A 17,854-nucleotide genomic window follows, 5' to 3' on the forward strand; every position below is an offset into this window, starting at 1 on the left:
GCGATCAATCGCAGCTGTAGCGATAGGCGTCGTTGAGGTCCAGCGGCAGCACCAGCGTGCGGATCTTCGCGGCCCGCATCTTGGAGCAGAGCTTGTCGCGCGCGCCGTTCGTGTTCTTGCGGTATTTGGACGCGTACTCGGCGTTGAACACGGGCTTGTTCTTGTTGGTGAAGACCGTGTAGCCGCCGCACTCGTCGTACTGGTTGCACTGCTCGTTGACCGCCATGTCGAAGTAGGGCTCGAGCTGCGCCAGCTGGTCGACATCGTTCTTCAGCGCGATCGCCAGGCCGCGGCCATGCGCCGCGTTGGCGAGGTACTTGTTGTAGTCGAGCTGCGTGGCCGCCGTCAGCGGGAAGCCGGTGCCGTTGGTGTAGCCGTCCACGTTGTCCGGCTCGACGCCATCGCAGCCCTTGGACACGGCCAGGTCCAGCCGGCTCAGCATCACCGCGCGCACGTTGGCCGAGCGCGTGTCCAGCCACTTCTCGCCTTCCCAGCCGTCCAGCGCGTTGCCCATGTCGGCGGCGTTGAAGCGGTTGAAGTCGGGCCGCCAGTTCTCCGAGCTGCCCGCCGAGAAGTAGCACAGCACCTTGCGGCCCTGCGCCTTCAGCTGCGCGATCGTCTGCGCGGAGGTGTCGAACAGGTCGATGTCGTACACGGCCACGTTGTAGCCGGTGTTGAGCGTGCCGCTCAGCTGCCACTGCCAGGTCGTCGCGACGCCGGGCTTCCACCACGACTGCGCCTGGGCACCGGTGGTGGCGGCGAGCGCGGCGGCGGCGACGACGAGGCCGGTGGCCATCGAACGGATCAGCGATCGTTTCATGAGTTCTCCTGTGGGTCGGGCCGTGTGCCGGCCCGGGTGTTGTGGAACCCCCAACGTCCTCTCCGGGAAGCCGGCGTCAGAACTTGATGCTCGCGCCGATGGTGAACGCCCGGCCCCAGCGGTTGTAGCCCTGCGGCAGCGTGATGGAGCCGTTGCCCAGCGTGTACTCCTGCTTGGCGTCGGTCAGGTTGCGGCCCTCGATCGAGAGCTTCAGCCACTTGTTGAACTCGTAGGACGCCTGCGCGGTCACCCAGGTGATCGCCTTGGCGCGCTCGTTGAAGCCAGGGCCGATCACGTTGATCGCCGAGACGAAGTCGTCGGTGTGGTCGGCCGTCGCGCTCAGGCTCCACGGGCCCTTCTCGTACAGCAGGCTCAGCGAGGAGGTCGCCGGCGCGATGCCCTCCAGCGGCCGCTTCTCGCCACCGACCCAGCTGTCCGAGCGGTTGCGCGTGTACTGCGCCCGCACGCCCAGGCCGTTGTCCCACAGGTGCTGGAAGCCGATCTCCATGCCGCGCACCTTGGCCTTGTCGCCGTTGATCGGCTTCATCACATTGAAGAGATGGCCCGGCACGCCGATGTCCACGCCGGTCTGCCAGCTGGTGGTGATCTGGTTCTTGATGTCCTTCTGGAACACCGCGAAGGTCAGCGCCGAGTTGCGGGCGTAGTACCACTCCAGCGAGGCGTCGTACTGCTTGGCGCTGTAGGGCTTGAGGTCGGCGTTGCCGCCGAAGACCTGGGTGAAGTCGCCCCAGGCCACGCTGGCCGTGGTGCTGGTGGGTGCGAGCTGCTCGACCGAGGGCCGCGCCATCGTCTTGGCCGCGCCCAGGCGCAGCTGCAGCTGGTCGGTGAAGTGCCAGACGAAGTTGGCCGACGGCAGGCCGAAGGTGTACGAGGCGTCCTGCCCGATCTGTGTCGGCGCGGCATAGACCGCGGTGTAGTTGAAGGGGCCGTTCTCGGTCAGGCTCTCGATCTTGGCGTCCCAGGCCCTGGCCGAGGTCTTGGTCTTGACCAGGCGCACGCCGATGTCCGCGTTCCAGCGCTCGCCGGAGAGGTCGGCCTCGATGAAGAAGGAAGTGGTCTTCTCGCGCACGCGGTAGCTCTGCAGCGGGTTCCACACCGGCGCGGCCAGGCTGAAGTCGTAGCTGCCGCCGTCCGGGCGCGGCTTGCCGTTGTAGGCCTGCAGCGCCGCGAGGTAGTTGGGCACGTCGAAGCCCAGGAAGCTGCGCGGGAAGCTGCCGCTGACGCCGTTCATGAAGTTGGGCGGGCTCAGGTGCTGGTCCAGCACGTTGCCGCCGAGCTGGCCGACGTTGATCGCGTTGGCGCCGGAGTAGTAGTTCTCGCCGCCGTTGATCGCGTTGTCGACCAGGTCGCGGTGCTTGTCGCGCCGGGTGCTCTGCACGCCGAACTGGATCTGGTCGACGTTGAAGCGGTCCACCGACCACGCGCCGTTCAGCGTCAGGCCGCGGATCTTGTCGTCGATGTTGTCGCCGCTCAGGCCCAGGTAGTGGGTGTTGAAGTCGCTGGCGCCGAACTGGCCGCCGGCCAGGCCGTTGATCAGGTCGCGGCCGTCGGCGAAGGTCGTGCTGATGCTGGGCACCTGCGAGCCGGTCAGCTGCACCGTCGTCACATTGGGCTGGTTCATGCGCAGCACCGTGTAGGTGTCCTGCCCGCCCGAATGGCGCTTGGAGGTCGACTGGTACAGATCGCCGCTGAACTTCAGCGTCTCGGTCGCCTTCCACTCGGCGTTGACGCCGTACAAGGCGCTGTCGACGACGCGATGGGTGGTCAGGTTCAGCAGCTCCGGATTGAGCCGCTGCTCCGGGTCCGGGTTGTCCATCGTGAAGCCGGTGACGACGCCGTTGCGGATCTGCATGTTGGACCAGCGGCCCGGCGCGAACAGCGTGTAGAAGGACTGCTGGTAGCCGACCTGCGGCGAGTCCAGCCGCGTCCTGATGCCGTCGACGGTGACCTTCAACTGCTCGCTGGGCCGCCACTCGAGCTTGCCCGACAGCGCGGTGCGCTTCTTCTGCTCCTGGATGGTGCCGACGCGGAACTGGCCAGGGCCGATCAGGCCTTCCTCGTCGGGGTCGAGCACGCCATTGCCGTTCGGATCGATGTTGCCGCCCCAGGCATTGCCGGTCCAGTTGGCGGCCGGGTCGGCGATCGGGTTGCGGGTCCAGCCGCCGTCGTTGCCGGCGGTGTCGGTGCGGACCTTGCGGTCGGCGTAGACCAGGCCGACCAGCACGCCCAGTTCCTTGCCGAAGGTGTTGCTGTAGGTGGCCGAGAGCTTGCCGCCGTTGAGCCTGGACATCAGGTTGCGGTCGCCCTCGACGCGCAGCAGGGCGTGCTGGCCGGGCTGGTCGAAGGGGCTGGCGGAGCGCAGGTTGACCAGGCCGCCGATCGCGCCTTCCATCACCGAGGCCTGCGCCGACTTCACCACGTCGGCGCCGCTGATGATGTCCGACGGCAGCACGTCGAAGGCGAAATCGCGGCCCTCGCCGTCGGTGGCCAGGATGCGGTTGTTGAAGGTCGTCAGCGTGTATTCCGGCCCCAGGCCGCGCACGCTGACCTTCTGCCCCTCGCCGCCGGCGGTGCGCGAGATCGACACGCCGGTGATGTGGCTCAGCGAGTCGGCCACGTTGTCGTCCGGGAAGCGGCCCAGCTCGGTCGCGCTGATGCTGTCCTGCACGCCCGAGGCACTGCGCTTGAGGTTGAGCGAGCGCTGCAGGCTGGCGCGGGTGCCGGTGACCTCGACGCGCTCGAGCGTCTGGTCGGCGTCCCTGGCCTTGGCGTCGGCCTTGGCTTCCGACGCCGCCGGCGCCGGTGGCTGCACCTGCGCCTGGGCCGCGCCCATGGCGGCCAGCGCGGCGATCGCCGCGGCGGCGGCAACGGGCCGCGGCGCGAATCGGGCGATCAGGAGGGTGGACTGGGGAGCTCGCATCTCAGGGTTCCTTGTGTTGGCTGGCGGCTTGCGGCAAGTCTACGCAGTCTTTCGAATGATTTCGCATATCGTTTTTACCGACGTTTTGTCTTTCGCTTATCACTTTGACGAAAGAATTTGGCCGGCGTAGTGGCGCCATGCCTCCCCGCTGCGACCTCGATATCCACGGGTTTTCCCTCGAAATCGCGCCTTTCAGGCCGCGCCGGCCCTTCTTCCGTTGTGTTTTCAATTTCGCTGCACTATTCTTTCGTTCGAAAGCTCAATCCTTCGAGCGAGACGAAAGCGATTCATGCAACGACCCTGGCTGACCTACGCGCTGATCACCACCCTGTTCTGGGGCGCCTGGGGCGCGCTGACCGGCCTGTCCTCGGCGCGCGGCTTTCCGGACACGCTGGTCTACGTCGTGTGGGCGCTGACCATGGTCCCGCCGGCGCTGATCGTGCTGGCGCGCGCCGGCTGGCGGCTGCAGCGCGACCGGCGCGCGGTGGTGCAGGGTCTCACGGTGGGCTTGCTCGGCGCTGGCGGGCAGATGCTGCTGTTCCGCGCGGTGGAAAGCGGCCCGGCCTATCTGATCTTCCCGATCGTGTCGCTGTCGCCGGCGGTGACGATCGCGCTGTCCTTCGGACTGCTGCGCGAGCGCACCGGCAAGCTCGGCGTGGCCGGCATCGTGCTGGCGCTGTGCGCGCTGCCGCTGTTCGACTTCCAGCCCGGCCAGCAGGGCCAGCCGCTGGGCGCCTGGTTCGCGCTGGCGCTGGTGGTGATGGCGGCCTGGGGCCTGCAGGCCTATTTCCTGAAGACCGCCAACAACGCCGCCAGCGCCGAGAGCGTCTTCTTCTACATGACCGTCAGCGCGCTGCTGTGCATCCCGGCCGCGCTGTGGATGACCGACTTCTCGCGCCCCATCCCCTGGGGCTGGGACGGCCCCGGCCTGGCGGCCGCCATCCAGGTGCTGAACGCGATCGGCGCGCTGACCCTGGTCTACGCCTTCCGCCACGGTCAGGCGCTGGTGGTCTCGCCGCTGGTCAACGCCGGCGCGCCGCTGCTGACGGCGCTGGCCTCGATGGCGATGAGCGGCAGCGCGCCCGGCGGCACCAAGCTCGCCGGCGTGGCGCTGGCGCTGCTCGCCGCGCTGCTGCTGGCGCTCCAACCCGAAGGCGAGGCCAAGGCCTGACCGCCGGGTCCCGGCCCCGCCACGCCCCAGCCACACCACGTCCCCACGCAATGCCCCCTCGGAAGGACCTCCCTTGAAGCTCATGCTCGATCTCGTGCGGCGCCACCGGCAGTCGGCGTCCGCCAGCGCGATCTCCGCCACCCTCCCCGCCGCGATCTCCGCCGCCACCGACGGCCCCGCCGTCGGCATCCCCTCGATGTGCTCGGCGCATCCGGTCGTGCTGGCGGCGACGCTGCGCGAGTGCGCCGCGCTCGGCCGGCCGGCGCTGATCGAGGCGACCTCCAACCAGGTCAACCAGGACGGCGGCTACACCGGCATGACGCCGATCGACTTCCGCCGCTTCGTCGAATCGCTGGCCCGCATCGAGGGCCTGGCGCCGGAGCTGCTCGTGCTGGGCGGCGACCACCTCGGGCCCAACGCCTGGCGCCGCTTGCCCGCGGCGCAGGCGATGGCCAAGGCCGAGGTGATGGTGGCGCAGTACGTCGCGGCGGGCTTCCGCAAGATCCACCTGGACTGCTCCATGTCCTGCGCCGACGACCCGGTGCCGCTGCCCGAGCCCGAGATCGCGGCCCGCGCGGTGCGGCTGTGCCTGGCGGCCGAGCAGGCCTGGCGCGAGGCGCCCGACCGCGGCGAGCCGCCGGTCTACGTCATCGGCACCGAGGTGCCGGTGCCGGGCGGCGCGCACGAGGACCTGGACGAGCTGGCGGTGACCTCGCCCGAGGCGGCCGGCGCGACGCTGGCGCTGCACCGCGAGGCCTTCACCGCGGCCGGCCTGGACGCGGCCTGGGCGCGGGTGATCGCGATGGTGGTGCAGCCGGGGGTGGAGTTCGACCACCACAAGGTCATCGACTACCGGCCGGAGAAGGCCCGCGCGCTGAGCGCCTTCATCGAATCGCAGCCGGGCCTGGTTTTCGAGGCGCACTCGACCGACTACCAGACGCCGCAGCGGCTGGCGCAACTGGCGCGCGATCATTTCGCGATCCTCAAGGTCGGGCCCGGTGCCACCTTCGCGCTGCGCGAGACGCTGTGGGCGCTGGCCGCCGTGGAGCACGAGTGGCTGGGCCGCGGCGGTCGCGACGCCAATGAGGACGGCCTCATCGGCACGGTGCTCGGCGTGATGCGCGCCGAGCCCGAGCACTGGCGCCCCTACTACCAGGACCCCGCGCGCCTGCAGGTGGACCTGGCCTACAGCCTGAGCGACCGCATCCGCTACTACTGGGCGCATCCCAAGGTCCAGGCCGCCTGCGCGGCGCTGCTGGACCGGCTGGAGCACTCCCCACCGCCGCTGACGCTGCTGAGCCAGTTCCTGCCGCGCCAGTACGACGCGATCCGCGACGGCCGCCTGCGCAACCGTCCGGCGGAGCTGCTGCGCGACGGCGCGGCGCAGTCGCTGCGTCCCTACCTTGCCGCCTGCGCCGCCTGAGCGCCGGGCGCCCTCCTCCAGAACCCGACCTGCCACGATGAGCCTGCTCCACTTCGCCCCCGCCGACCTCGACCGCCGCGGCGCGGCCCACACCGCCCGAGAGATCGCCCAGCAACCCGAGGTGTGGCGCGCCGTGCATGCGCTGGTGGCGTCCCGGCGCGAGGCGCTCGACGCCTTCCTGCAGCCGCTGCTGGCGCGGCCCGACCTGCGCATCGTGCTCACCGGCGCCGGCAGCTCGGCCTTCATCGGGCAGTGCCTGGCCCCGGCGCTGCTGCAGCAGCTGGGCGCGCGGCCCGGCATCCGCGTCGAGGCGATCGCCACCACCGACATCGTCTCGAGCCCCGCCCAATGCCTGCAGCCCGGCGTGCCGACGCTGCTGGTGTCGTTCGCGCGCTCGGGCAACAGCCCCGAGAGCCTGGCCGCGGTCGACCTGGCCGATGCCACGGTCGATGAATGCCACCACCTGGCCGTCACCTGCGCGGCCGAGGGCACGCTGGCGCGGCGGCTCGACGCGCATGCGCGCGCCCAGGTGCTGCTGCTGCCGGACGAGACCCACGACCGCGCCTTCGCGATGACGTCCAGCTTCACCGGCATGCTGCTCGCCGCCGCCTGGGCCTTCGGGCTGCCGCTGCCCACGCCGCAGGCGCTGGGCGACGCGGCCACGCGGCTGCTGGCCAGCGAGGCGGATCGCCTGGTGGCGCTCAGCGAGCAACCCTTCGAGCGCGTCGTCGTGCTGGGCAGCAACGGGCTCAAGGGCCTGGCCCACGAGGCGGCGCTGAAGATCCTGGAGCTGACCGACGGCCGGCTGGTGGCGCTGGCGGATTCGCCGCTGGGCTTCCGGCATGGGCCCAAGACGGTGTTGAACGAGCGCACGCTGGTGCTGATCCTGATGTCCAACGACAGCTACACCTGCCGCTACGATCAGGACCTGCTGCGCGAGCTGCGTCGCCAGGGCCGCGGCCGCGTCGTCGCGCTGAGCACCGCGGCGCTCAACGGCACCGACGCACTGTCCGAGGACGACGTGCTGCTGGACCTGCCGGCCAACGTGCTGGACCTGGCGCTGGCGCCGGTGGCGCTGGTCTTCGGCCAGTGCCTGGCGCTGCTGGCCTCGCTCAAGCTGGGCATCACGCCGGACAATCCCAGCGCATCCGGCACCGTGACCCGCGTGGTCAGCGGCGTCACCATCCACCCGCATCCGCAGGGCTGACTCCCGATGAGCGCGATGACATCGACGATCGCCGACGAGCACCCGCGCGCGGCTGACCGCGACGCGGTCTACCTCGGCATCGACGGCGGCGGCACGAAGACCAGCTTCCTGCTGCTGGCCGGCGACGGCCGCCTGCTGGCGCGGCATGTGTCGACGACCAGCTACTACCTGGAGATCGGTTTCGACGCGCTGCGCGCGCTGCTGCACGAAGGCATCGCCCAGACGCTGCGGCAGGCGGGCCTCGGGCGCGCGTCGGTGCGCTCGGCCTTCGCCGGGCTGCCGGCGCATGGCGAGGACAGCGCGCTGCTGCCGGCCTTCGACGCGTTGCTCGCGGACCTGCCGCTCGCGCGGGTCGGCAACGACATGGTGTGCAGCTGGGCGGGCTCGCTCGGCGGGCGCGACGGCATCAGCCTGGTCGCGGGCACCGGCTCCATCGCCTATGGCGAGTGGCGGGGCCGCGGCGCGCGCAGCGGCGGCTGGGGCGAGGTCTTCGGCGACGAGGGCTCGGCCTACTGGCTGGCGCGCGAGGGCCTGGCGCTGTTCTCGCGCATGGCCGATGGGCGCGCGGCGCCGGGGCCCTTGCTCGCGCTGGTGCGGCGGCATTTCGGACTGGCGCACGACCTCGATGTCTGCGCGGCGGTCAACGGCGCCGCGGCGCGCAGCCGGCTCGCGCAGTTGGCGCGGCTGGTCTCGGCTGCGGCGGCCGAGGGCGATGCGCGGGCCGCGACCTTGCTGGCACGCGCGGGGGAGGAACTGGCGTTGCTCGCGGCCGGCGTGGCGCGGCAGCTGGATCTCCCGGCTGAAGCAGCGGTCGAGGTGTCGTACACCGGCGGGGTCTTCGAGGCCGGCGGTGCGGTCACCGGCGCGCTGCGCGCGGCGATGGCCAAGTCGCTGCCGAATGCGGTGCTCGTGGCACCGAAGTTCGGACCGGAGCTGGGCGCGGCGATGTATGCGGCGCGGTTGGCCGGGGCGCGCCTGGAGCCGGACACGCACGCCGTTGCCGCGCTGGCGCGCTGAGCGAGCGCCGTCCGGCCGCCGCTTCGGCGCCCTCTCGGTGGCTTCCGAACGCAGCGACCTCGATATCATTCGAAAGTTCACGTCTTCCGGATCCTCATGTCCACCACCCGCGCCCCGAGTCCCACGTCCGCCGACAAGCGCGACGCCTCGCTGCTGATCGACGAGCGGCGCCAGCTGATCCGCGACCAGGTGCAGGCGCAGGGGCGGGTCACGGTGGAGGAACTGGCCGAGCGTTTCGGCATCTCGGTGGTCACCATCCGCAGCGACCTCAACGCGCTTGCCGCCGGCGGCGCGCTGCTGCGCACGCACGGTGGCGCGCTGGCGCATCGCGACACCGAGGAGGTGCCCATCAGCGTCAAGCAGAAGCTGCATCACGAGCAGAAGGTGCGCATCGCCATCGAGGCCGCGAAGCTGATCCGCGACGGCGAGACGGTGATGCTGGACTCGGGCTCGACCACCGAGGAGATCGCCAAGCAGATCCGCGGCCTGCGGCTGCAGTCGCTGAACGTGATCACGAATGCGCTGAACATCGCGATGCTGCTGGCGACGGTGCCCGGCGTGAACGTGATCATGCCGGGCGGGCTGCTGCGGCCGAATTCGTACTCGCTGTCGGGCCCGCAGGCGGTGACCGCGCTGCAGAGCCTCTACGCGGATCGGCTCTTCCTCGGCGTGGACAGCCTGGATCCGGAGATCGGCGTCATGACACCGCACCTGCTGGAGGCGCAGCTGAACGCGCAGATGATGAAGATCGCGCGCCAGGTGGTCGCGGTCGCGGATGCGTCCAAGCTGATGAAGCGCAACCTGTCGGTGATCGCGCCCGTCGAGCAGCTCGACCTGCTGATCACCGACAAGGACGCCGACGAGGCCATCGTCGGCGAGCTGCGGCGCCGCGGCGTCGAGGTCGTGCTGGCCTGAACGGCCCGGCGTCGCGCGGCCCGCGGGCCCGATCAGCGCTTGAACTGCGCGCAGGGATCCTCGCGCGACGGCGCGGGCGCGCGCTCGACGCGGTCGTAGCCGCCGGCGGGCGCGGCGCTGCCGGGCTCGAGGTAGGCGATGGCGTCGATGTCCGTCGACGGCACGCCGGCCGCCTGCAGGTAGACGGGCACCGCGAGGTCGCGCCGCACATGGCCGTTGCCGGCGATCAGCACCACCCGCTTCGCGCCCGCCTCCCGGGCGTCGAGCATCGCCCGCGCCATCGCCGCATCGCGGGCCCGCTGGGCTTGCACCATGCCGGGCAGCATCGCCTCGGGCATCGCGCCGCAGTGGCCGTCCTGGATGTCCTGGCGCAGCGCGTCCTGCTGTGCGCCGCTCCACGCGGTGCGCTCGCGCAGCGCGAGCAGGTCGGCGGGCCAAGCCGCGTCGCCTTCACGGACGATGCGGCGGACCTGGTCGCGATCGATGTTGCCGCCGCGGACTTCGGCGCCGGACTGCAAGACGGCCTCGAACAGCGGCTGGTGCAGGGGCCAGCGCCAACTCTTGCGGTCGAGCTTCGCGGCGTCGATGACGGCATTCACGTCGCCGGGCGCCGCCTGGCGCGCGCGCGCGACCGCCGCATCCTCGCTGCGCGAGAACTGCTCGAACACCACGACCGTGCGCGGCTCCTGCGCGATCAGGCGGCGCAGCTGCTCGGCGCGGGCGCGGTGGTGGTCGGGGTTGTCGTGGAGCTCGCCGAGCAGGACGAATGGTGGTTCGGACCGGGCGGCCGGCGCCGAGACGGTCGGCGCCGAGCGCAAGTCCACCGAGGCGGCGGAGGCGGAGGCGGAGGCGGAGGCGGAGGCGGAGGCCGCCGAGCGTGCCGTGGCCGTGGCTGTCGTCGAAGACGCGCAGGCTGCGAGCAGCAGCGGGACCAGCGACAGCGCGGCGCTACGGAAGGCGATGTTCATGGTCGATCCTGGAAGACAGGGAAACGGGAACAGGCCTGCCGAGCGATGGCTGGGTCGGGCGGAGGGTCAGCGGCGGATTGTCGCCGCCGCGCGGGGCCGGACCAGCTCCCGCGTTCAGCGCATGGGTGCGTCGGTGCGCCGGCCGTTCAACGGATCGTCATCACCGACCGCATCGCCTTCACCGCGCCCTCGCCCATCGCGGCGCCGAAGCGCTTGGCGATGCGTTCGGCGACGTTGTCGCGCGGCGTGTAGTCGACGACCTCCTCGGCCTTCACCACCTCGCGGGCGACGTAGTCCAGGTTGCCGGTGCCGTCGGCCAGGCCCAGCTTGATCGCCTGCTCGCCGTTCCAGAACAGGCCCGAGAACATCTCCGGCGTTTCCTTCAGGCGCGCGCCGCGGCCCTCGCGCACGACGGCGATGAACTGCTGGTGGATCTGGTCCAGCATCGCCTGCGCATAGGCCTGCTGCTTGGGCGTGACCGGCGAGAACGGATCCAGCATCCCCTTGTTCTCGCCCGCGGTCATCAACCGGCGCTCGACGCCGACCTTCTTCATCACCTCGGTGAAGCCGAAGCCGTCCATCAGCACGCCGATCGAGCCCACCACCGAGGCCTTGTCGACATAGATCTCATCGGCGCCCGCCGCGATGTAGTACGCGCCCGAGGCGCAGATCTCCTCGACCACCGCGTAGACCTTCTTGTTGTGCAGCGCCTTCAGGCGCTTGAGCTCGTCGTTGACGATGCCCGCCTGCACCGGACTGCCGCCGGGCGAGTTGATGCGCAGCACCACCGCCTCCGAGCCCTGGTCCTCGAACGCGGCCTTCAGCGCGGCGTTGATCAGCTCGGCGCTGGCCTCGGTGTCCGGCGCGATCTCGCCGCGCACCTCCACCAGCGCGGTGTGCGGGCCGGTGGTCGCGCCGCCGTGGTGCCGGGTCGAGAACATGGACCAGACCAGCAGCAGGAACAGCGTCACCCAGATCAAGCGGAAGAAGGTCTTCCAGCGCCGGTCGCTGCGGCGGTCACGTAGGTAGTCATGGGCGAACTGCTCGATCACGTGTTCATAACGCCCGGGCAGGCCGGTCGCGGACGCCGCCGAGGCTGGCGCGGCCGGCGCGGCCGATGCGGTTGCGGGAGCGGACGCCGGGGTGGGCGCCGGCTTCAGCATGTCCTCGGGCCGCGGCGTCGCGTCGGGAATCGGGCGCGGCAGGTCGGAGTCGTTGTCTTGGCTCATTCAATCCTCGAAGGCTGGCCGCGTGTCGCGGGAGGGATACCAGAAGACCTGGCCGTCGCGCTCGCGCACGTCGAGCTTGGTCAGGCCGATGCGGCCGCACATGCCGGTGACGCAGCGCCCGTCTCGCGGGTGGTACACGGCGCCATGGATGCTGCAGATGATGTATTCCTTCCGGCTGTCCAGGAACTCGCCTTCCTGCCAGTCCATCTCGGTGGGCACGTGGGCACAGCGGTTGAGGTAGCCGACGACCTCGCCGTCGAAGCGCAGCGTGAAGGCCGACGCGGGCTGGCGGAAGTGCAGCACGTCGAAGGTGTGCGCGCGGCCGCGCTCCTCCAGCTCGGCGGAGGCGCACAGCGGCACGGGGGACGGGTCTTGCTCGGGGGGCATGGGGAGGGAACGGTCGGGGGAATCAGGCATGGGCCCTCAGGCATGGGCCAGCAGCCAGTCGCGCAGCGTCGGCACGTCGTGCGCGACCAGCAGCGGCTCGAAGTCCCGCAGCGACTCGTGCGCATGGGCGCCGTAGGTCACCGCGATCGCCGGGCAGCCCGCGTTGCGCGCCAGCTGCAGGTCGTGGGTCGTGTCGCCGATCATCAGCGTGCGCTCGGGATCGGCGCCGAACTCGCGCATCAGCTCCAGCAGCATCTGCGGGTTGGGTTTGCCGGCGGTCTCGTCGGCGGTGCGGGTGCCGTCGAACAGCGTCGTCATCTCGACCGCGGCCAGCGCCTCGTCCAGGCCCCGGCGGCTCTTGCCGGTCGCCACCGCCAGCCAGTGGTGGCGCGCCTTGAGGTCCCGCAGCAGCCCGGGCACGCCGTCGAACAGCGTCACCTCGTGGGCGGACGCGAAGTAGTGATGGCGATAACGCTGACCGAGCTCCGGATAACGCGTCCGGTCCAGCCCCGGCAGCGCATATTCCAGCGCCTCGATCAGGCCCATGCCGATGACGTAGGCGGCGCGCTCGCGCGAGGGCGGCTCCAGGCCCAGGTCGGCGGCGGCCGCCTGCATGCAGCGCACGATCAGCGCGGTGGAGTCGAACAGGGTGCCGTCCCAGTCGAAGACGATCAGGTCGAAGCGTTGAGGCATGGCGTCAAGGGGCGGGTCGTCAGGGGCGGGTCGTCAGGGCGCCGGGCGGCGCAGCGCGGCCAGGAGTGTCTCGCACTCGGGCGGCAGCGGCGCGTTCAAGGTCAAGGTCTCGCCGGTGGCGGGATGCGTGACGCGCAGCTGGCGCGCGTGCAGGAACATCCGGTCGAAGCGCAGCGCGCCCCGCGCGAGCGCGCGGTTGGCTTCGAAGTCGCCGTATTTCGGATCGCCGACGATCGGATGGCCCTCGTGGGCCAGGTGCACCCGGATCTGGTGCGTGCGCCCGGTCTTGATGGTCACGTCCAGCAGGCTGTAGCCGGCGTCGTCCGGCGTCCGACCCGGGAGGGCCTCCATCACCTTCACCAGGCTGATCGAGCGCTTGGCCTGGTCCGCCTGCGGATCGCCCGCGTTGGGGACCGCCCGCACCCAGCGCTCGCCGTCGCTGCCGACGAACTTGAGCAGCGGGACGTCCACCACCTTCCTGGACTTCGCCCAGGCGCCGCTCACCAGCGCCGCGTAGGTCTTGCCGGTTTCGCGGTCGCGCAACTGGTCCTGCAGGTGCGTCAGCGCGCTGCGCTTCTTGGCGATCATCAGCAGGCCGGAGGTTTCCTTGTCGAGCCGGTGCACCAGCTCCAGGAACTTCGCCTGCGGCCGCGCGCGACGCAGCTGCTCGATCACGCCGAAGCTGACGCCCGAGCCACCATGCACCGCGACGCCGGCGGGCTTGTCGACGACGATCAGGTGCTCGTCCTCGAAGACGATGGGGAATTCGCGGGCGGGGATGGCGGGCTCGGCGGGTTTCTCCGCCAGCCGCACCGGCGGCACGCGGACGACGTCGCCCACTTCCAGTCGCGAATCGGCCGAGCAGCGGCCCTTGTTGATGCGCACCTCGCCGGACCGGATGATCCGGTAGACCAGCGTCTTGGGCGCGCCCTTGAGCTCGCGGATCAGGAAGTTGTCCAGGCGCTGACCGGCGGAGCCGTCGTCCACCGTCAGCAGCCGCACCTGCGCGGGGGCCGAAGCCGACTCCGACACGGCCGGCGCCGGCGGCACCGGGGCCGTGGTGGCTCGCGCCGCGGGACGGGTGACCGGGGGCGGAGCGCCCTTGGCGCGTCCCGGTTTGACGGGGCTCACCCCCCTCGTGGCACTGCGGGCAGTCCCTGGGGCGGCCTTGCGGGCTTTAGCCCCTATAATGCTGCTTGCCACGTTTGCGTTGTAAGTATTTGATTTTTCTCATTTTACTCGGACGTGAGCGTTCGAGTCCGACGAGAACGTGGCATTGAGCGGCCATTGTGAGTAGGCTGCTCATTACTTTTGGTGATGCAACATCAGGTCATCGCGTCGAGTCCGCTTCCCAAAGCGAGCGGGCAGTCACGAGGGCCGGATGGCAGAGCAACGTCGTCAGAACCATTGCTCACGCGGTCGACCGCATCCTCGGATGTCGGCAGGCGGCGCGGGCAGCACAACAAGGTTTCACGACGTCAGCGAGGGGGCGCAAGTCCCGGCGCTGACGTCAGCACCCAGGCCCCGTTTCCGGATGTTTTCCTCGGTCTTTCCCACCCCCCGCCGCCTGCGAGCGCGTGTTGGCTTCGTCCACACGCCGGGCTCCGGCCGTGGTCGGGTCGCGCCTGAAGCGGCGCGCAGGCGGACCGGAACAGACGACCCGGGGCCTGCGGTGCACGCGCCAACGCTGCAGCGCTGAACGGTCAACGCGCCGTTCAATTGCAGTCCAGGGCGATCCTTTCATTGGTTCTTTCGCGTTTCTCGTGCATCGGTCGAATCGCCCGCCGGTGAATAGCCGGCAGCGGTTCACTTGAAGATGCGCGCCAGCGGCTTGGCCCTGGCGTGGAGGAGAACTGATGAAACGCATGCTGATCAACGCGACGCAGCAGGAAGAGCGTCGCCTGGCCATCGTCGATGGCCAGAAGCTGCTGGACTTCGAGACTGAAATCGAAGGCCGCGAGCAGCGCAAGGGCAACATCTACAAGGCGGTGGTGACGCGCGTCGAGCCGTCGCTGGAAGCCTGCTTCGTGGACTACGGCGAGGACCGCCACGGCTTCCTGCCCTTCAAGGAGATCTCGCGCCAGTACTTCCGGGACGGCGCCGACGTGCGCTCGGCCAAGATCCAGGACGTGATCAAGGAAGGCCAGGAACTGCTGGTCCAGGTCGAGAAGGAAGAGCGCGGCAACAAGGGCGCGGCGCTGACGACCTTCGTGTCGCTGGCCGGTCGCTACCTGGTGCTGATGCCCAACAACCCGCGCGGTGGCGGCGTCTCGCGCCGCATCGAGGGCGAGGACCGTGAGGAACTCAAGGAAGCGCTGGACCAGCTCGAATATCCCAAGGGGATGTCGCTGATCGCGCGCACCGCGGGCATCGGCCGTTCCGCCGCCGAGCTGCAGTGGGACCTGAACTACATGCTCAAGCTGTGGACTGCCATCGACGAGGCGGCCCAGGGCGGCAAGGGCGCGTTCCTGATCTATCAGGAGTCGTCGCTGGTGATCCGCGCGATCCGCGACTACTTCACCGCCGACATCGGCGAGATCCTGATCGACACCGACGACATCTTCGAGCAGGCCCATCAGTTCATGACCCACGTGATGCCGGAGACGGCACACAAGGTCAAGCGCTACCGTGACGACGCGCCGCTGTTCAGCCGCTTCCAGATCGAGCACCAGATCGAGACGGCCTTCAGCCGCACGGTGAACCTGCCCTCGGGCGGCGCCATCGTGATCGACCACACCGAGGCGCTGGTCTCGGTGGACGTGAACTCGGCGCGCGCCACCCGCGGCGGCGACATCGAGGAAACCGCCACCCGCACCAACCTGGAAGCCGCCGACGAGATCGCGCGCCAGATGCGTCTGCGGGACCTGGGCGGTCTGATCGTCGTGGACTTCATCGACATGGAGGAGTCCAAGAACCGCCGCGAGGTCGAACAGCGCCTGCGCGACGCGCTGCGCCAGGACCGCGCCCGCGTGCAGTTCAGCTCGATCAGCAAGTTCGGCCTGCTGGAGCTGAGCCGCCAGCGCCTGCGTCCGGCGCTGAGCGAAGGCAGCCACATCACCTGCCCGCGCTGCAACGGCACCGGCCACATCCGCGACACCGAATCGTCGGCGCTGCAGATCCTGCGCATGGTCCAGGAAGAGTCCATGAAGGACAACACCGCGGCCGTGCACGTGCAGGTCCCGGTGGAAGTGACCAGCTTCCTGCTCAACGAGAAGCGCACCGAGATCACCAAGATCGAGCTCAAGCAGCGCGTGACCGTGCTGCTGGTGCCCAACAAGCATCTGGAGACGCCGAACTACAAGCTCGAGCGCCTGCGCCACGACGATCCGCGCCTGGAGAACCTGCAGGCGAGCTACACGATGATCGAGGAGCCGCAGGAAGAGGTGGGCATCACCCGCCGCGGCGCCGAGAAGAAGAACAAGCAGGAGCCGGTGATCAAGGGCCTGATGCCGGAGCAGCCGGCACCGATGCCCGCGCCGGCACCCGCGCCCAAGGCGGCGGAACCGGTGGTCGCGGCGCCCGCACCGGCGGCTCCCGCGGCGCCGGTCGCGGCGGGCGGTGGTTTCTTCGGCTGGATCAAGAACCTGTTCGGCGGCGCGCCCGCGCCGGCCCCGGCGCCCGCTGCGGAAGCGAAGGCCACCGAGCCGGCCAAGAAGGAACGCGGCGAGCGCGGCGATCGTGACCGCAACGCCCGTGGCGAGCGCGGCGACCGCAACCGCCGTGGCGAGCGTGGTGAACGCGGCGACCGTGCCGAGCGTGGTGACCGTAGTGACCGCAACGAGCAGAAGGCCCGTGACGGCAAGCCGCGCGGCGAAGGCAAGCCGCAGCAGGAAGGCCGCGGCGAGCGTCCGGAGCGTGGCGAGCGTGGCGAGCGCGGCGACCGTGCCGAACGCGGTGAGCGCGGTGAGCGCAACCGTCGCAACGAGCGCGCCGACAAGCCGGAGCAGGCCGTCGAAGGCGCACCGCGCCAGGAACGCGCGGAGCGTGGCGATCGTCCGGAACGGGGCGAGCGCGGTGATCGTGGCGAGCGTGGCGAAGGCCGCCGCCGCCGCGAGGAGCGCGCCGCCGAGGTGACGCAGGAGCAACTCGCGCCGCTGGCCGGCACCGAGGCCGCCAACACCGAGTCGCCGATCGCTTTCGCCGACACCCAGCCGCTGGAGACGCCGCTGGGCGAGGCCGGCGAAGAGCGTCAAGGCCGTCGCCGTCGCCGTCGCGGCAACCGCGGTGAGCGTGGCGCCGAAGGCATCGAGGGCGCGGAGCAGGTCGAAGGCACGCTGGTCGAAGGCCAGGCGCCGGAAGCGGGCGAGGCCTCGTTCGCCGAGGGCGCCGAGTCCGCCGCCGCGCCGGTGGTCGAGGGCGAAACCCCCGCCGAAGCCGTTGAAGGCGCCGAAGGCGAAGGCCGCGGTGAAGGCCGCCGCCGTGGCCGGGGTCGCGACCGCTATCGTCGCGACCGCCGCGAAGGCGAAGGCGCTCCCGCCGAAGGCGGCGAGGGTGCGAATGGCCTGATCGCGGAAGGCGAGGTCGCTTCGCCGGCCGTGGCCGCGCTGGACGGCATCGTGCTGGACGCGGGTGCCGCGCCGAAGCAGCTGGAACTGGGCGAATCGCCGAAGCAGGCGCCGGCGCAAGCCGCCGCGCCCGCACCGGTGGCCGCCGCGCCGGCTCCGGCCGCCGCCGCCCCGGTCGTGCCGCGCTTCGAGCTGCCGATGACCGAGCTCAGCGCCGTCGCCGATGGCGCCGGCCTGGTCTGGGTCAACAGCGATGCCGACAAGATCGCCGCCGCCCAGGCCGCGATCGCCGCCGAGCCTGCCCCGGCACCGCTGGGCCGCGAGCCGGCACCGGTCGTGGTGGTCGACGACGGCCCGCTGGTGCTGGTCGAGACCCGCAAGGACCTCAGCCAGTTCAAGCTGCCCTTCGAGGCCTGATCGCCCGCATGAACTCCCTCTCCCGCTTGCGGGAGAGGGAAGGGGTGAGGGCCGGTCTCCGCAGGTGCACCTGAAGACCCCTCACCCCTCCCTCTCCCCGTCCGCGGGGAGAGGGTGTCATCGAGGCACGAGTTGATTTCGCAGGAGCCGCCGAGTTACCC

At 70.5% G+C, this 17,854-nt stretch carries 13 protein-coding genes; 6 read left to right on the plus strand and 7 right to left on the minus strand.

Features of this window, described 5'->3' with window-relative positions:
• Nucleotides 1-4: 4 nt before the first annotated feature.
• The gene (locus FHT37_RS13905; protein WP_255489644.1) at nt 5-820 is read right to left on the minus strand and encodes an endo alpha-1,4 polygalactosaminidase; all 816 of its coding nucleotides are present in this window, start codon (nt 818-820) and stop codon (nt 5-7) included.
• Between the two features lie 76 nt (nt 821-896).
• Nucleotides 897-3,761, minus strand: coding sequence for a TonB-dependent receptor (locus FHT37_RS13910; protein ID WP_221211095.1), 2,865 nt, complete (start codon nt 3,759-3,761; stop codon nt 897-899).
• A 289-nt stretch (nt 3,762-4,050) separates the two neighbouring features.
• Here FHT37_RS13910 and FHT37_RS13915 point away from each other — a divergent pair, with 289 nt between their 5' ends.
• The 5 genes from FHT37_RS13915 (at nt 4,051) to FHT37_RS13935 (ending at nt 9,494) form a co-directional block, all read left to right on the plus strand.
• Entirely contained in the window at nt 4,051-4,932 is an 882-nt protein-coding gene (locus FHT37_RS13915) for a DMT family transporter (RefSeq protein WP_091726514.1), read from the plus strand.
• A 73-nt stretch (nt 4,933-5,005) separates the two neighbouring features.
• Entirely contained in the window at nt 5,006-6,355 is a 1,350-nt protein-coding gene (locus tag FHT37_RS13920; protein WP_409072709.1) for a D-tagatose-bisphosphate aldolase, class II, non-catalytic subunit, read from the plus strand.
• Between the two features lie 37 nt (nt 6,356-6,392).
• The gene (locus FHT37_RS13925) at nt 6,393-7,562 is read left to right on the plus strand and encodes an SIS domain-containing protein (protein WP_183482223.1); all 1,170 of its coding nucleotides are present in this window, start codon (nt 6,393-6,395) and stop codon (nt 7,560-7,562) included.
• Nucleotides 7,563-7,568: 6 nt separating this feature from the next.
• Complete coding sequence (locus tag FHT37_RS13930) at nt 7,569-8,579, plus strand: BadF/BadG/BcrA/BcrD ATPase family protein (protein ID WP_255489645.1); 1,011 nt, start codon at nt 7,569-7,571, stop codon at nt 8,577-8,579.
• Nucleotides 8,580-8,675: 96 nt separating this feature from the next.
• Nucleotides 8,676-9,494 carry a DeoR/GlpR family DNA-binding transcription regulator gene (locus FHT37_RS13935; protein ID WP_183482226.1) on the plus strand — a complete coding sequence of 273 codons (819 nt, stop codon included), beginning with the start codon at nt 8,676-8,678 and terminating at the stop codon, nt 9,492-9,494.
• 32 nt (nt 9,495-9,526) lie between these two features.
• Here FHT37_RS13935 and FHT37_RS13940 read toward each other — a convergent pair whose 3' ends face one another.
• From FHT37_RS13940 to FHT37_RS13960, 5 genes are all read right to left on the minus strand, one after another.
• Nucleotides 9,527-10,462, minus strand: coding sequence for a ChaN family lipoprotein (locus FHT37_RS13940; RefSeq protein ID WP_183482229.1), 936 nt, complete (start codon nt 10,460-10,462; stop codon nt 9,527-9,529).
• A gap of 146 nt (nt 10,463-10,608) precedes the next feature.
• Nucleotides 10,609-11,691: a S49 family peptidase gene (locus FHT37_RS13945; protein ID WP_409072710.1), complete on the minus strand. Its 1,083-nt coding sequence runs from the start codon at nt 11,689-11,691 to the stop codon at nt 10,609-10,611.
• Nucleotides 11,692-12,078, minus strand: coding sequence for a Rieske 2Fe-2S domain-containing protein (locus FHT37_RS13950; protein WP_091726528.1), 387 nt, complete (start codon nt 12,076-12,078; stop codon nt 11,692-11,694). It abuts the gene before it with no gap.
• Nucleotides 12,079-12,114: 36 nt separating this feature from the next.
• A complete protein-coding gene (locus FHT37_RS13955) occupies nt 12,115-12,771 on the minus strand; it encodes an HAD family hydrolase (RefSeq protein WP_091726530.1) in 657 nt (218 codons plus the stop codon).
• 33 nt (nt 12,772-12,804) lie between these two features.
• On the minus strand, nt 12,805-13,773 hold the full coding sequence (locus FHT37_RS13960; protein ID WP_183483004.1) for an RluA family pseudouridine synthase: 969 nt from the start codon (nt 13,771-13,773) through the stop codon (nt 12,805-12,807).
• Between the two features lie 854 nt (nt 13,774-14,627).
• Here FHT37_RS13960 and FHT37_RS13965 point away from each other — a divergent pair.
• Complete coding sequence (locus FHT37_RS13965) at nt 14,628-17,693, plus strand: Rne/Rng family ribonuclease (RefSeq protein ID WP_183482232.1); 3,066 nt, start codon at nt 14,628-14,630, stop codon at nt 17,691-17,693.
• Nucleotides 17,694-17,854 lie beyond the last annotated feature (161 nt).

It is taken from the genome of Mitsuaria sp. BK037, from assembly GCF_014193045.1.
Classification (GTDB): Bacteria; Pseudomonadota; Gammaproteobacteria; order Burkholderiales; family Burkholderiaceae_C; genus Roseateles.